The sequence below is a fragment of the Pseudoxanthomonas suwonensis J47 genome (assembly GCF_000513955.1).
Classification (GTDB): Bacteria; Pseudomonadota; Gammaproteobacteria; order Xanthomonadales; family Xanthomonadaceae; genus Pseudoxanthomonas; species Pseudoxanthomonas suwonensis_C.
Genome location: NZ_AZUZ01000015.1, coordinates 34,271 through 47,640 on the forward strand (window position 1 = coordinate 34,271; position 13,370 = coordinate 47,640).

The 13,370-nt window shown below is 70.4% G+C and carries 13 protein-coding genes; 4 read left to right on the forward strand and 9 right to left on the reverse strand.

Going from position 1 to position 13,370, the window contains the following annotated elements; all coding sequences use genetic code 11:
- Positions 1-40 precede the first annotated feature (40 nt).
- The 3 genes from trpE to M503_RS0106015 are packed head-to-tail and all read left to right on the forward strand — an operon-like array spanning position 41 to position 2,851.
- Positions 41-1,516, forward strand: a complete 1,476-nt coding sequence (gene trpE, locus M503_RS0106005) for an anthranilate synthase component I (protein WP_028919414.1) — start codon at positions 41-43, stop codon at positions 1,514-1,516.
- Between the two features lie 23 nt (positions 1,517-1,539).
- Positions 1,540-2,262: an SIMPL domain-containing protein gene (locus tag M503_RS0106010; RefSeq protein WP_028919415.1), complete on the forward strand. Its 723-nt coding sequence runs from the start codon at positions 1,540-1,542 to the stop codon at positions 2,260-2,262.
- Between the two features lie 10 nt (positions 2,263-2,272).
- Entirely contained in the window at positions 2,273-2,851 is a 579-nt protein-coding gene (locus tag M503_RS0106015) for an anthranilate synthase component II (protein ID WP_024868693.1), read from the forward strand.
- 77 nt (positions 2,852-2,928) lie between these two features.
- Here the strand turns inward: M503_RS0106015 and M503_RS0106020 are convergent, their stop codons facing one another.
- Complete coding sequence (locus tag M503_RS0106020; protein ID WP_028928148.1) at positions 2,929-3,183, reverse strand: DUF2249 domain-containing protein; 255 nt, start codon at positions 3,181-3,183, stop codon at positions 2,929-2,931.
- A 92-nt stretch (positions 3,184-3,275) separates the two neighbouring features.
- Positions 3,276-3,659, reverse strand: a complete 384-nt coding sequence (locus tag M503_RS0106025; RefSeq protein WP_028928149.1) for a GtrA family protein — start codon at positions 3,657-3,659, stop codon at positions 3,276-3,278.
- Positions 3,660-3,839: 180 nt separating this feature from the next.
- Here M503_RS0106025 and glmU point away from each other — a divergent pair, with 180 nt between their 5' ends.
- On the forward strand, positions 3,840-5,213 hold the full coding sequence (glmU, locus tag M503_RS0106030) for a bifunctional UDP-N-acetylglucosamine diphosphorylase/glucosamine-1-phosphate N-acetyltransferase GlmU (protein ID WP_028928150.1): 1,374 nt from the start codon (positions 3,840-3,842) through the stop codon (positions 5,211-5,213).
- Between the two features lie 222 nt (positions 5,214-5,435).
- Here glmU and M503_RS0106035 read toward each other — a convergent pair whose 3' ends face one another.
- The 7 genes from M503_RS0106035 to M503_RS0106065 form a co-directional block, all read right to left on the reverse strand.
- On the reverse strand, positions 5,436-6,776 hold the full coding sequence (locus M503_RS0106035; protein ID WP_028919420.1) for a sensor histidine kinase: 1,341 nt from the start codon (positions 6,774-6,776) through the stop codon (positions 5,436-5,438).
- A gap of 10 nt (positions 6,777-6,786) precedes the next feature.
- The gene (locus tag M503_RS0106040) at positions 6,787-8,124 is read right to left on the reverse strand and encodes a sigma-54-dependent transcriptional regulator (RefSeq protein ID WP_028919421.1); all 1,338 of its coding nucleotides are present in this window, start codon (positions 8,122-8,124) and stop codon (positions 6,787-6,789) included.
- A gap of 60 nt (positions 8,125-8,184) precedes the next feature.
- Positions 8,185-8,505 carry a hypothetical protein gene (locus M503_RS0106045; protein WP_028919422.1) on the reverse strand — a complete coding sequence of 107 codons (321 nt, stop codon included), beginning with the start codon at positions 8,503-8,505 and terminating at the stop codon, positions 8,185-8,187.
- Positions 8,502-9,737, reverse strand: coding sequence for an ABC transporter permease (locus tag M503_RS0106050; protein WP_028919423.1), 1,236 nt, complete (start codon positions 9,735-9,737; stop codon positions 8,502-8,504). Before M503_RS0106050 ends, M503_RS0106045 begins: the two co-directional genes overlap by 4 nt.
- Before the next feature lie 37 nt (positions 9,738-9,774).
- The gene (locus tag M503_RS0106055) at positions 9,775-11,076 is read right to left on the reverse strand and encodes an ABC transporter permease (RefSeq protein WP_028919424.1); all 1,302 of its coding nucleotides are present in this window, start codon (positions 11,074-11,076) and stop codon (positions 9,775-9,777) included.
- A 10-nt stretch (positions 11,077-11,086) separates the two neighbouring features.
- Entirely contained in the window at positions 11,087-11,803 is a 717-nt protein-coding gene (locus M503_RS0106060; protein WP_024868684.1) for an ABC transporter ATP-binding protein, read from the reverse strand.
- A 126-nt stretch (positions 11,804-11,929) separates the two neighbouring features.
- Positions 11,930-13,204 carry an efflux RND transporter periplasmic adaptor subunit gene (locus M503_RS0106065; RefSeq protein ID WP_028919425.1) on the reverse strand — a complete coding sequence of 425 codons (1,275 nt, stop codon included), beginning with the start codon at positions 13,202-13,204 and terminating at the stop codon, positions 11,930-11,932.
- Positions 13,205-13,370: the final 166 nt, after the last annotated feature.

Genomic DNA, 13,370 nt, shown 5'->3' on the forward strand with positions numbered 1-13,370 from the left:
GTCACCCGCCATGCCCTGATCCACTGGAAGGAAGCCTCCCTTGGTCACGCCCGAGCAGTTCCAGCAGCACGCCGCTGAAGCCCGTTACAACCGCATCCCCGTCGTCCGCGAGGTGATGTCCGACCTGGACACGCCGCTTTCGGTCTACCTGAAGCTGGCCGACGCCCCGCACACCTACCTGTTCGAATCGGTCGAGGGCGGCGAACGCTTCGGCCGTTACTCGATCATCGGCCTGCCGGCGCGGCGCACCGTCGCCTTCCGCGGCCACACCATGGAAGTGCGCGAGCACGGCCAGGTGGTGGAGACGCGCGAAGTCGCCGATCCGTTCGCCGAGGTCGAGGCGCTGCGCGCCGCCTACCAGGTGCCGAAGCTGGAAGGCCTGCCGGGCTTCACCGGCGGCCTGGTCGGCTGGTTCGGCTTCGAGTGCATCGGCTACATCGAGCCGCGCCTGGCCGGCGGCGGCAAGCGCGACGAGCTGGGCACACCGGACATCCACCTGATGCTCTCCGAAGAGCTGGCGGTGTTCGACAACCTCAAGGGCCGGCTGTACCTGGTCGTGCACGCCGACCCGCGCCTGCCCGGTTCCTGGGACGCGGCGCAGGCGCGCCTGGACGCCCTGGTCGACAAGCTGCGCCAGCCCGGCAGCTACCCGGTGCCGTTGAGCCGCGACGTGCTCGACGAGAGCCACTTCGTCTCCGGCTTCACCCGCGAAGGCTTCATCGAGGCGGTGGAGAAGTCGAAGGAATACATCCGCGCCGGCGACGTGTTCCAGGTGGTGCTGAGCCAGCGCCTGAGCGTGCCGTTCAACGCGCGCCCGGTCGACGTGTACCGCGCGCTGCGCGCGCTCAATCCGTCGCCGTACATGTATTTCCTCGACACCGGCGAAGTGCAGGTGGTCGGCTCCTCGCCGGAGATCCTGGTGCGCCTGCAGGGCGGCGAGGTCACCGTGCGCCCGATCGCCGGCACCCGCCCGCGTGGCCGCACGCCGGAGGAGGACCTGGCGCTGGAGCAGGACCTGCTGGCCGATCCGAAGGAACTGGCCGAGCACGTGATGCTGATCGACCTGGGCCGGAACGATGTCGGCCGGGTCTCGCAGGCCGGCACGGTCGAGGTCGGCGAGCGCTTCGTGATCGAGCGCTACAGCCACGTCATGCACATCGTCAGCGAGGTCACCGGCGCGCTGCTGCCGGGCCTGTCCTATGCCGACGTGCTGCGCGCGACGTTCCCGGCCGGCACGGTCAGCGGCGCGCCGAAGATCCGCGCGCTGGAAGTGATCCGCGAGCTGGAGCCGATCAAGCGCAATGTCTATGCCGGCAGCATCGGCTACATCGGCTGGCATGGCGACGCCGATACCGCCATCGCCATCCGCACCGCCGTGATCAAGGACGGCCGCCTGCACGTGCAGGCCGGCGCGGGCATCGTCTACGACTCCGATCCGCAGAAGGAGTGGGACGAGACCATGAACAAGGGCCGCGCGCTGTTCCGCGCGGTGGCCCAGGCCGCGCAGGGACTATGAAGACCACACCACGGAGGCCAGGCATGAAGGCAATCATCGCCACGCTGCTGCTGTCGTCGCTGGCGTTCGGAGCGCAGGCCCAGTCGATCAGTGGCGCGCCTTTCATCGCCGTGCATGGCAAGGCGAAGGCGGAGGTGGTGCCGGACATCTTCCCGCTCCACGTCACCCTGTCGGAAACGAGCAAGGACGCGGCCAGGACCCAGCGCCAGATCGAGTCGCTGGCCCAGCGCGTGCTCGAGCTGGCGCAGGGGCTGGGGCTGGAAGACCGCGACATCGATATCTCCAACCTCGATGTCGAGCCCGAGTACCGCTACAACGACCGGGACGATACCCAGGTGTTCCTCGGCAACACCTACGAGCGCCAGGTGAAGCTGCGGTTCCGCAGGCTCGCCGACCTGCAGGCGATGATCTCGTCGCTGCCAGCGGCCACCCAGCTCCAGCTCAGCACAGGCCGGTTCGAGCTGGCCCGTTCCGACGAGCTGCGCAAGGAACTGCTGGCGGCCGCGGTCGAGGATGCGCGCGGCACCGCCGAGGCCATGGCCACCTCGGTCGGCCGGCGCCTCGGTACCGTCCACAACATCTCCAACCAGGGCTTCAACGTCCGTTACGCCACGTCAGGCGAAGGCGTCGAACTGGACAGCATCGCGGTGACGGGAAGCCGCGTCGCCGCGGCCCCGACGGTGTTGAAGGAGGGCAGCATCGAGCTCACCCAGGACGTCTACATCATCTACACCCTGGTCGAGTGAGGCCGTCGCAATGCTCCTGATGATCGACAACTACGACAGCTTCACCTTCAACCTCGTGCAGTACCTGCAGGCGCTGGGCGCGGAGGTGAAGGTGGTGCGCAACGACGCGCTGACGGTGGACGGGATCGCGAAGCTCGCCCCGGAGCGGATCGTGATCTCGCCCGGTCCGTGCACGCCCAACGAGGCAGGCGTGTCGCTGGAGGTGATCGAAAAGCTCGGTGCGACGACGCCGATCCTCGGCGTGTGCCTGGGCCACCAGAGCATCGGCCAGGCCTACGGTGGCAACGTCATCCGCGCCGGCCGGATCATGCACGGCAAGACCTCGGCGATCCGCCACGAGGGCAAGGGCGTGTTCGCCGGCCTGCCGGACGGCTACGAGGCCACCCGCTACCACTCGCTGGTGGTGGAGAAGTCCACGCTGCCGGAATGCCTGGAGATCACCGCCTGGACCGAGAACGAGGACGGCTCGTTCGAGGAGATCATGGGCCTGCGCCACCGCGAACACCCGGTGGAAGGCGTGCAGTTCCACCCCGAATCGATCCTCACCGAGCACGGCCACGCGCTGCTGCGGAATTTCCTCGAGCGCTGAGCCTCGCCGCGGGCGGAACGCCCGCACCCGGCGCCGGACCGCCTGTGCCGAGGCGATCCGGGCGGGCGCCTGCCGGCTCAGGCGCGCACGATGAAGTCGATCACCACCGCCCCGGGTGCCTGCTGGCGGTAGGCGATCCCGATGCGATCGCCGAAGCGGGTCGCGATCTGGTCGAGCAGCGGCAGGGGGTCGTGGTCGTTGACGAAGCGCATCGCCTCGCCGGGTTCGAGCGCACCGAGCGCGCCGAAGATGGCGGAGTGGCGGAAGCGTCGCGCGATGCCGCGGGCGTCGAAGGGATGGGCGGTGTACTCGGTGCTGTCGGGGGCGCTCATGGCAGGCTCCTGGAAGGGGAGCCCAGCCTGCGGCCACCGCCGCGTGCGCGCCCTGACGCAGGTCAACGCCGGCGACGATCCTGTCCCCGGCGTCAGCGATAGACGAGATGCCGCATCAGGAAGAAGTTGGCCATCGCCAGGCCCGCCTCGACCACCGGCTTGGCCAGCCAGGCCTGGCGCAGGCCCAGGTGCGCCTCGACCGCGGCCACCAGCAGGGTGCTGATCGCGGTCATCACCAGCCATAGCGCCCAGAAGCGGGCGAAGCGGCGCCAGCCGAGCCGGTGGCCGTCGTCATCAGCGAAGGTGTAACGGCCGTTTAGCCAGAAGCCGAGCATGGCGCCGGCGGTGCGCCCGGCCAGGTTGGCTGGCGCAGGGGCGATGCCCAGCGCGGTGAGGACCACGAACACCGCCCAGTCCACCACCAGCTGCAGCACGCCGAAGACGAGGTAATGGCTGCCCTGGCGGATGAGTCGCATCGATCGGTTCCGGTCGGCCGCTCGGCAGGCGGGGAGCGCCATTGTAGAAGCCAGCCGCACGGCCCCGGAAGCCAGCCGGTCGGCTTCCGTTCACAGCCGTGAGGGCGGGCACGGCCGCCGGGCGGACGCGTCCACGCGCCGCCGAAGTAGAATCGGCGCACCCGGAAGAACGGACAGACCATGACCCAGGCGTTGCACGTGGTGATCCTCGCCGCCGGCGAGGGCAAGCGGATGAAGTCCTCGCTCCCCAAGGTGCTGCAGCCGGTCGGCGGGCGGCCGATGCTGGCGCACGTGATCGCCACGGCGCGCGCGCTGCAGCCGGAAGGCATCCACGTGGTCTACGGGCATGGCGGCGAGGCGGTGCGTGCCGCGTTCGCCGGGCAGGAAGACCTGCACTGGTACGAGCAGGCCGAGCAACTGGGCACCGGTCACGCGGTGCAGCAGGCGATGCCGGGCATCCCCGCGGCGTGCGACGTGCTGGTGCTGTACGGCGACGTGCCGCTGACCCGGCCGGAGACGCTGGCGCGGCTGCGCGATGCGCCGGGCCTGCTGCGCGTGCTGGTTGCCGACCTGGAGGACCCGACCGGGTACGGCCGCATCGTCCGCGACCTGGAAGGCCGGGTCGCCGCGATCGTCGAGCACCGCGATGCCGACGAGGAACAGCGCCGCATCCGCACCATCAACACCGGCATCATCGCCGCCGAATCCGATCCGCTGAAGCGCTGGCTGGCCCGGCTTTCCAGCGACAACGCGCAGGGCGAGTACTACCTGACCGACATCTTCGCCATGGCCGCGGCCGAGTACAACGCCGCGGAGATGGTGCTGGTGGCCGATCCGCTGGAGGCCGAGGGCGCCAACGATCCCTGGCAGCTGGCCCAGCTCGAGCGCGCGTTCCAGCTGCGCTGCGCGCGGGACCTGTGCGCGCAGGGCGCGCGCCTGCTCGACCCGGTGCGCTTCGACCAGCGCGGCAACGTGCGCGTGGGCCGCGACGTGGAGATCGACGCCAACGTGATCCTCGAAGGTGAGGTCGAACTGGGCGACGGCGTGCGCATCGGCCCGTTCGTGCGGCTCAAGGACGTGCGCCTGGGCCCGGGCACCGAGGTGCTCGCGCACTGCGACCTGGAAGGCGTGGTCACCGAGGGCGCGGCGACGATCGGCCCGTTCGCGCGCCTGCGCCAGGGCACGGTGCTGGCCGACGGCGTGCGCGTCGGCAACTTCGTCGAGACCAAGAAGGCGGTGCTGGGCGTGGGCAGCAAGGCCAACCACCTCACCTACCTGGGCGATGCGCAGGTCGGCGCCGGGGTCAACGTCGGCGCCGGCACCATCACCTGCAACTACGACGGCGTGAACAAGTCCGCCACGGTGATCGGCGACGGCGCCTTCATCGGCTCCAACTCCGCGCTGGTGGCGCCGGTGGAGATCGGTGCCGGAGCGACGATCGGCGCCGGTTCGGTCATCACCCGCAACGCGCCGCCGGACGCGCTGACCGTCTCCCGCGCGCGCCAGAACACGATCGAAGGCTGGAAGCGGCCGGAGAAGAAGCCGAAGGCCTGAGCCGGGATTGACCTGCGGCCGCGGGGCCGCGGCGTGCTTCGTGCGTCGTCCCCGGGTGCGCTTCGCTTACCCGGGCTACGCACCACGAGATGTAGCCCGGACAAGGCCGAAGGCCGCATCCGGGGCAGGGGGGCTGCGGCCACGCATTGGTCCCTGGGCGATACAGTCCGGCGGTGACTCCGCAGCGCGTGGCGACGCGCCAGACCTCGCCAGCGCCGCCGCTCAGTTCTCCGGCAGCATCACCGCCACGCACAGGCCGCCATCGGTGCGGTTCTGCAGCGACAGGCGGCCTCCGTGGGCCTCGACGATCTCGCGGCACAGCGCCAGGCCCAGGCCGGTGCCGTTGCGCTTGGTTGAATAGAACGGCAGCAGCGCGTTCTGCAGCACCGCCTCGTTCATGCCGGGGCCGCGGTCCAGGACTTCGAGGCGGGTCCAGCCCGGGATGCGCAGCAGGCGCACGGTGACCTCGTCGCTGGGCGGATCGGCTTCGTCGCCGGCCTCGTGCGCGTTCTTGAGCAGGTTCAGCAGCGCCTGTTCCATCTGCGCCACGTCGACCTTGCCGGGCAGGTCCGGGGTCGAGGTTTCCAGGGTGAAGCCGATCTGCCGCTGCAGGCGGGCGAGGAACTCGCCCCATACCACCGGGTCCAGGCGCGGCTGCGGCAGCTTGGCGAAGCGCGCGTAACCGCGGATGAAGCCCTCGAGGTGCCGCGCACGGTCCTCGATCGTGGCGAACACCTCGCCCAGCCGCTCGGTGCGGCCGCGGCGCACCAGCTCGGCGCCGGAATGGGCCAGCGAGGCGATCGGCGCCAGCGAGTTGTTGAGCTCGTGGCTGATCACCCGGATCACCTTCTTCCAGGTCTGCACTTCCTGGCGGCGCAGTTCCGGGGTGAGCAGGCGCACCAGCAGCAGTTCGTGCGGGCGGCCGTTGAGGGTGAAGGTGCGGCGCGACAGGTGGTAGACCTGCTCGTCCTCGCCATCCTCGTCGGCGATCGAGAACAGGCTGTCGTTGCCGCGCGCCACCGCTTCCTGCAGCCCCGCCGGCAGCGATGCCAGCAGCTCGTCGATGCGCTGGCCTTCCAGCTTGTGGCCTTCGTTGAGCAGCTTGCGCGCGGCGACGTTGGCGTAGACCACGCGGCGGACCTGGTCGCCGCCGGCGGCCGACAGCAGCATCGCCACCGGCGTGTTCTGCACCATGGTGTCCAGCAGCAGCTCGCGCTGCACCAGGTCCTGGCGCTGCTGGCGCAGTACCTCGCCCAGCTCGGCGTGGGACTGGACCAGCTCGCCGATCTCGTCGTTGCTGTGCCAGTTGATGCCGAAGTTGAACTCGCCGTCGCGGTAGGTGTTGACGCTGCCGGCGAGGGCCCGGAACAGCGAGTTGAGCGGCGCCAGCGCGCGGTGCAGGCTCCACCACGCCAGGCCCAGCAGGATCAGGGTGGAACTGACCGCCACCACCCAGCCATGGTCGATCCAGTAGGCGAAGGTCCAGGGCAGCGCGGCAGCCAGCGCCAGCACCGGCAACAGGCGCAGAAAGAGGCGCAGGAACAGGCTGCGGCGGAGCTTCATGCCGGCTGCCTCATGCGGGCTTCAACCCGTGTCGTTCCATGCGCCGGTACAGCGCCTGGCGGCTCATGCCCAGCTCGGCGGCGGCCTGGGCGATCACTCCGCCGGCGCGCTGCAGCGCCGCCTCGATCTGTTCGCGCTCCGGCTCGCGCGCGGGACTGCTGCGCTGCGCCGGTGCGCGCGGCAGGCCCAGGTCCTCGGCCTCGATGCGCGGGCCGGTGGCCAGCAGCTGCGCGCGCTGGATCACGTTGCGCAGCTCGCGCACGTTGCCCGGCCACGGGTGGCGCTGCAGCGCGCTGATCGCGCTGGCCGACAGCGTCTTGTCGTCATCGAGGAAATGCTCGGCCAGCGGCACGATGTCGCCGGGGCGCTCGGCCAGCGGCGGCATCGCCAGCTCGATGGTGTTGAGCCGGTAGTAGAGGTCCTCGCGGAAGCTGCCTTCGCGGATCATCGCCGGCAGGTCGGCGTTGGTCGCGCTGACCACGCGCACCTTGACCTGGCGCTCGCGGTTGGAGCCCAGCCGCGCGAAGCGTCCGGTCTCCAGCACGCGCAGCAGCTTCATCTGCCCGGCCGGCGGCAGGTTGCCGATCTCGTCCAGGAACAGGGTGCCGCCATCGGCGGCCTCGAACTTGCCCTCGCGCGCCTTGTTGGCGCCGGTGTAGGCGCCGGCCTCGGCGCCGAACAGCTCGGCCTCGATCAGGTCCGCCGGCAGCGCGCCGCAGTTCACGGTCACGAACGGCCCGGACTTCGCCGGCGAGTTGGCCTGGATGATCTCGGCGATCTTCTCCTTGCCGGCGCCGTTGGGGCCGGTGATCAGCACCGGCAGCCCGGAGCGGGCGACCTGGCAGGCCAGCGCGACCACGCGCTCGCTGGCCGGGTCGGCGAACACCGCGCCGCGCAGGTCGTAGCGCCGGGCCAGGTCGTCGCGGCGGCGGCGTTCGCCGTCGCGGCGCTGGTCCAGTTCGCGCCGCGCCTCGGCCAGTTCCAGCAGGTTGTTGACCGTGGCCAGCAGCTTGGCGTCCTGCCAGGGCTTGGCCACGTAGTCGGCGGCGCCGGCCTTGATCAGCTCCACCGCGCTTTCCAGGTGCGTCCACGCGGTCAGCAGCACTACCGGCAGGTCCGGGTGGCGCTCGCGGATCGCCGCGAACAGCGCCCGGCCTTCGTCGCCGGAGGTGGTATCGGCGGTGAAGTTCATGTCCTGGATGACCAGGTCCACCGGCTCGCTGTCCAGCAGGGCCAGGCCGGCTTCGGGCGAAGCCGCGTGCACGGTGGACAGGTCGTGCAGCGAGAACAGCACTTCGAGGGCGGTGGCGACGGCAGGGTTGTCGTCGATGACCAGGATGGTGGACATGCAGCGCGGCAGTGGAGGGAAGAAGGGGGACAAGGCTACCTGTTCCCGGCCGGCCAGTGGCTAGCCGGGAACGCGGACGACCTGTCCGATGGTGTCCCGCGGCGGGATCATCGCCGACGCGGAGGCCGCGCGGCAGTCGCCGGCGACCGCTCCGCAGACCTGCAGCCGGCCCTGCGCGAGCGCGCCGAGGCCGGCCATCGGGTGCACCAGCAGGCCACCGGCCGGCGCGCGCGCCGGCCGGCCGGAGCCGCTGGTGGGCGCCAGCGGCAGCGCCCACGCCAGCCAGGCGGCGCCGGCCAGGACGGCCGCGGCGATCGCGTGCCGGACCAGGGCGCGGTCGACCGGCACGGCGCGGGAGCGGTTGGCGCTGCGGCGGCTCATACGCTGCGCGTCGCGGTGGCCGGCGGGATCGCGGCGGCGCGGCGTGCCGGGGCGAGCACGGCCAGCTGGCCCAGGCCCCACAGCAGCAGCGCGCCGAACGGCAGGTACAGCGCCGGCAGCCGCGCCATCTCGTATTTGCCCATCAGCGCCTGGTTGATGGCGAAGGCGAGCAGCATGCCGACGGCGATGCCGATGGTGGCCAGCAGGAAGTTCTCGGTCTGGAAATAGCGCAGGATCTGCCCGCGGGTGGCGCCCAGGGCGCGGCGCACGCCGATCTGCTTGGTCCGCTGCTGCACCCAGAAGCTGGCCAGGCCGATGATGCCCAGCGCGGTGATCAGCAGCAGGGCCACGCAGACGATGCCCAGCAGCCAGGCCATCGCGCGCGGCGCCTGGTAGAACTCGCGGCGCAGCTCCTCGACGGTCTTGGTGTTGTCCTCCAGCAGGATGCGGTCGGCGCCGTTGGCCAGCAGCACCTTCTTGGCCGCCTCCAGCACTTCCTGGCGGCGCTCCGGATCGGTGCGGACCAGGTAGTTGCCGCCGAGGTTGTAGTGCGGGCGCAGCGGGAACGCCATCGCGTACTCGCGCGCCGTCGGGCCGCCCATCTGGTTCGGCCGCACCAGGTGCTCGACCACGCCGACCACGCGGGTGGGCTGGTCGCTCCAGCTGTAGAAGCCCTTGCCGATCGGGTCCTCGCCCGGGAACAGCTTGTCGGCCAGCTTGCGGGTGATGATCGCCGCGGGGATGGTGAAGTCGCCGCCCACCGCGTTGAGCACGTCGCCGGCGTCCACGTACTCGTCCGGGTTGAAGTCGCGGCCGGCCACCAGCTTCAGCCCCAGGGTCTCGATGAACTGGTCCTCGGCCATGTAGGTAGTGGCGTTGACGGTCGACTGCTGCTGGTCCTGGCTCAGGCGCACGCTGCTGTTCCAGGACGAGTTCACGAACGGGACCTGGTTGAGCACGGTCGCGTCCTTGACGCCGGGGATGGCACGCAGCGCGGCCAGGTCGGAGCGGGTACGCGCGGTCTCTTCCTTGTCGCTGCCGATGCTGGTGATCTGCAGGCGGACCAGCTCGTTCTCGGCCAGGCCGCTGACCTCGCGGATCTGGGTGAGGCGGTCGCTGATCATGAACAGCGCGTTGCAGATGATCGCGCAGGTCAGGGCGATCTCGATGACGATCAGGGCCGCGGCGGTCTTGTGCCGCAGCAGGGTGGAGAGGATGGGTCGGATGTCCATGGAACGTCTCCGGTAGGCAGCGACGGGCAGGGGCCCGTTACTGGCTCTTGAGCTGGATGGCGGGAGTGACCTGCATCGCGCGCCAGGCCGGGAGCAGGCCGGCGAGGATGCTGGCGACCACGGCCAGGACGAAGGTCAGCAGCAGCATGCCCACGTCGAGGTGGGCCAGTTCGGCGTAGCTGGCCGGCTGCTGGCGGACGCCCCACAGGCCCAGCAGGGACAGGCCCAGGCCGAGGATGCCGCCGGCCAGGCCGACGGTGCCGGCTTCGACCAGGCACTGGGTGAAGATCGCCCCGCGCGAGGCGCCGAGGGCGCGGCGCACGCCGATCTCGCTGCCGCGGCGCAGGAACTTGGCCAGCAGCAGGCCGATGGTGTTGACCAGGCACACCAGCAGGAAGCCGAAGCCCAGCCACAGCTGCATCACCACGTCGTTCGGCACGACCCGCGCGTAGTCCAGCAGCTCCATCGCGTTGCGCAGGCGGACGTTGGTCGGGCGCTTGAAGCGGCCGGCCGCGCGCTGCTGGTCGGAGTAGTTGACCAGGTAGTCGCGGAACTCGCCGGCCTTGCCCGCCGATTCCAGCTCGACCCAGTACTGGATCCAGCTGCACGGCGCGTTCGGGCCGGTGGCATCGCCCTGGGTGTCGCCCCAGCAGTTCATGCTGCCGTTGCGGCCCATGTCCAGGTCGCGCGAGGTGGTGAACGGCAGGAACACGTTCTCGAGTTCGCCGTAGCGGTCGCTGTTCATGTCGTAGAAGCGCGGCGTGGGCCGCCACTCGTCGACCACGCCGACCACGGTGAAGTCGGTCTGGTCCAGGCGCAGCTGCTTGCCGACGCTGTTGCCGCCGCCGAACACGCGCTCGTTGAGCTCCTTCGAGATCACCGCCACGCGCGCGTGCTGCTCGTCCTGCGCCGCGCTCCAGCCGTTGCCGTACAGCAGCGGCACTTCGAACATCGGGAAGAAGTCGGCGCTGGTGTAGCGCGCGTCCGACAGGAACGGCGGCAGGCCCTCGCGCTCCGGCGTAACGGACACGCTGCCGCCGGTCATCATCGCCTGGCGCAGGCCGCGCTTCTCGCGCAGCAGGGTCTCGGAGTCGTAGCGGGTCAGCTGCTCGTCCGGTTCCTCGCCGGGGGTGTAGTCGTTCATCTCCGCCGCGTCCAGCTGCACGTAGAACAGGCGGTCGCTCTTGGTCGGAATCGGGTCGCCGGACAGCACGTGGAACACGGTCAGCGTGGTCATGCACGCACCGATGCCCAGGGCGATGGCCAGCACCATCAGCGCGGTCAGGGCCTTGTCGCGGCGGAAGCTGCGCAGTGCCAGGTTGAAGTAGTAGCCGAGCATGGTGGGCTCCTCAGGCCGAAGCGGCCACGGTGCGGGCAATGCGCTGCAGGCCCGGCTCGACGGTCAGGTCGGTGGCCACGCCGTCGACGATGTGCACGTTGCGCTGGGCACGCGCGGCCAGTTCCGGGTCGTGGGTGACCATCACGATGGTGGTGCCGGCGGCGTTGATCTGCTCCAGCAGCTCCATCACCCCGCGCGCCATCTGCGAGTCGAGGTTGCCGGTCGGCTCGTCCGCCAGCAGCAGGCGCGGCTCGCCGGCCAGGGCGCGGGCGATGGCCACGCGCTGCTGCTGGCCGCCGGACAGCTCGGCCGGGAAGTGCTTCATGCGCGAGGCCAGGCCGACGTCCGCCAGCGCCTTCTCGATGCGCGCCTTGCGATCGGCCGCCGGCAGGCCGCGGTAGCGCAGCGGCACGTCGACGTTGTCGAACAGGTTGAGGTCCGGGATCAGGTTGAAGCCCTGGAAGATGAAGCCGATCTTGCGGTTGCGCAGCCTGCTGCGGGCGTCGTCGGAGAGGCCGCGCACGTTCTCGCCGTCGAGCAGGTAGTCGCCCGAGTCGAAGGTTTCCAGCAGGCCGGCGATGTTGAGGAAGGTGGTCTTGCCCGAACCGGACGGGCCGGTGACGGCGACGAACTCGCCCTCGCGGACGTGCAGGTCGAGAGAGCGCAGGGCGTGGGTTTCGACCATCGCGGTGCGGTAGACCTTGGAGACCTGGCGCATTTCCAGCATTGGAGGATCCTCGTAGATGGTGATTCGGGATTGGTGATTGGTGATTCGATTGGTGGTCGGGGTGATCCGGGGGCAGTTGCTTCTGCTCTTGTGAATCACGAATCCCGAATCACCAATCACGAGCAATCAATTGATTGCGACCCTCTCGGCATCGCCGAACTGGTCGGAACCGGAGACCACGATGCGGTCGCCTTCCCTGGCGCCGGAGACGATTTCCACGTAACCCAGGCTGCTGGCGCCGGTCTGCACCGGGCGGCGTTCGGCGCTGCGGCCGTCGACCACCCAGGCGTAGCGGCCGCCGCCCTGCTCGACGAACGGGCCGCGCTCGACCATCAGCACGTTCTTGCGGGTATCCAGCACGATGCGCACGGACAGGCGCTGGTTCTGGCGCAGGCCCGGCGGCTGCTGGCCGTCGTCGAAGCGCAGGCGCGCAGTGACCTCGCCGTTGACCACTTCCGGCGATACCGCCGAGACCTGGGCCGGCCACGGCTTGCCCTGGCTGGTGACCTGGGCCGGCACGCCGATGGCCAGGTCGCGGGCGAAGCTTTCCGGCACGCGGATCTCGACCTCGAACTCGCTCAGGTCGACCACGCTGAGGATCGGCGCGTTGATCGCCACGTTGGTCCCCTGCGAGATCTGCACCTGGCCGACCTGGCCGTCGAACGGCGCGCGCAGGGTCAGCAGGTCGACCTGGCGGCGCAGTTCGTCGACCACCGCCTTCTGGCGGTCGGCCAGCAGGCGCTTGTTGCGCGCGTCAAGCGCGGCGCCCTGGTCCTGCAGGCCGGCGTCGCTGCGCGCGGTCTGCAGGCCGATCTGGGCCTTCTTCAGTTCGTCCTGGGCGCGGGCCAGTTCGTTGTTGGAAACCGCGCCGCCGGCATGGGCGCGCTGGTAGCGCTCCAGGTCGCGCTGTGCGGCGGTGTGGTCGATGTCGGCCTGGTCCAGCGCCTTCTGCGCGTTGAGCCGGGCGATGCGCGCATCGAGCTGGGCGCGGCTGGCCTCGGCCTCCATGCTGGCCAGGGTCGATTCCTCCTGCACCAGCCTGCTGCGCAGCTCCGGGCTGTCGATCACCGCCAGGGCCTGGCCCTTCTTCACCACGTCGCCGGCCACCACCTGCAGGGTGACGGTGCCGCCGGCGATGGCGTACAGCGTGGGGCTGTTGGCGGTGATGACGCGGCCGTCGGCGGAAAGGTCCCGGACCAGGTCGCCGCGCTTCACCTCGGCGATGCGGATGCGCGCGGAGTCGTAGGAGCGCGAGCCGGCGCCCCAGCTGGACACCACCCAGCCGGCGACCACGAGGAAGGCGGCGGCGCCGACCGCCGGCCAGAGCCAGCGGCGCCACGCCGGGCGGGCGTGGGCGGAAGAGGAGAGGGGGCGGTCCTGGGCGGAGGTGTCTGGGATCATCGGGTGGTGGTTGGCCGGTGGTGTACGGGCAAAGGCAAAGCACGCACCGTGCCAACTGCAAGTGATTGATCTGGAAGGGTGTCCGCCTCGGACGTGAGTGTCCGCGGTGTCCGCCGGACGGCGCGCGGACAGTCCCCGGCAGGGGGCGGACAGGGCGGACGCATGG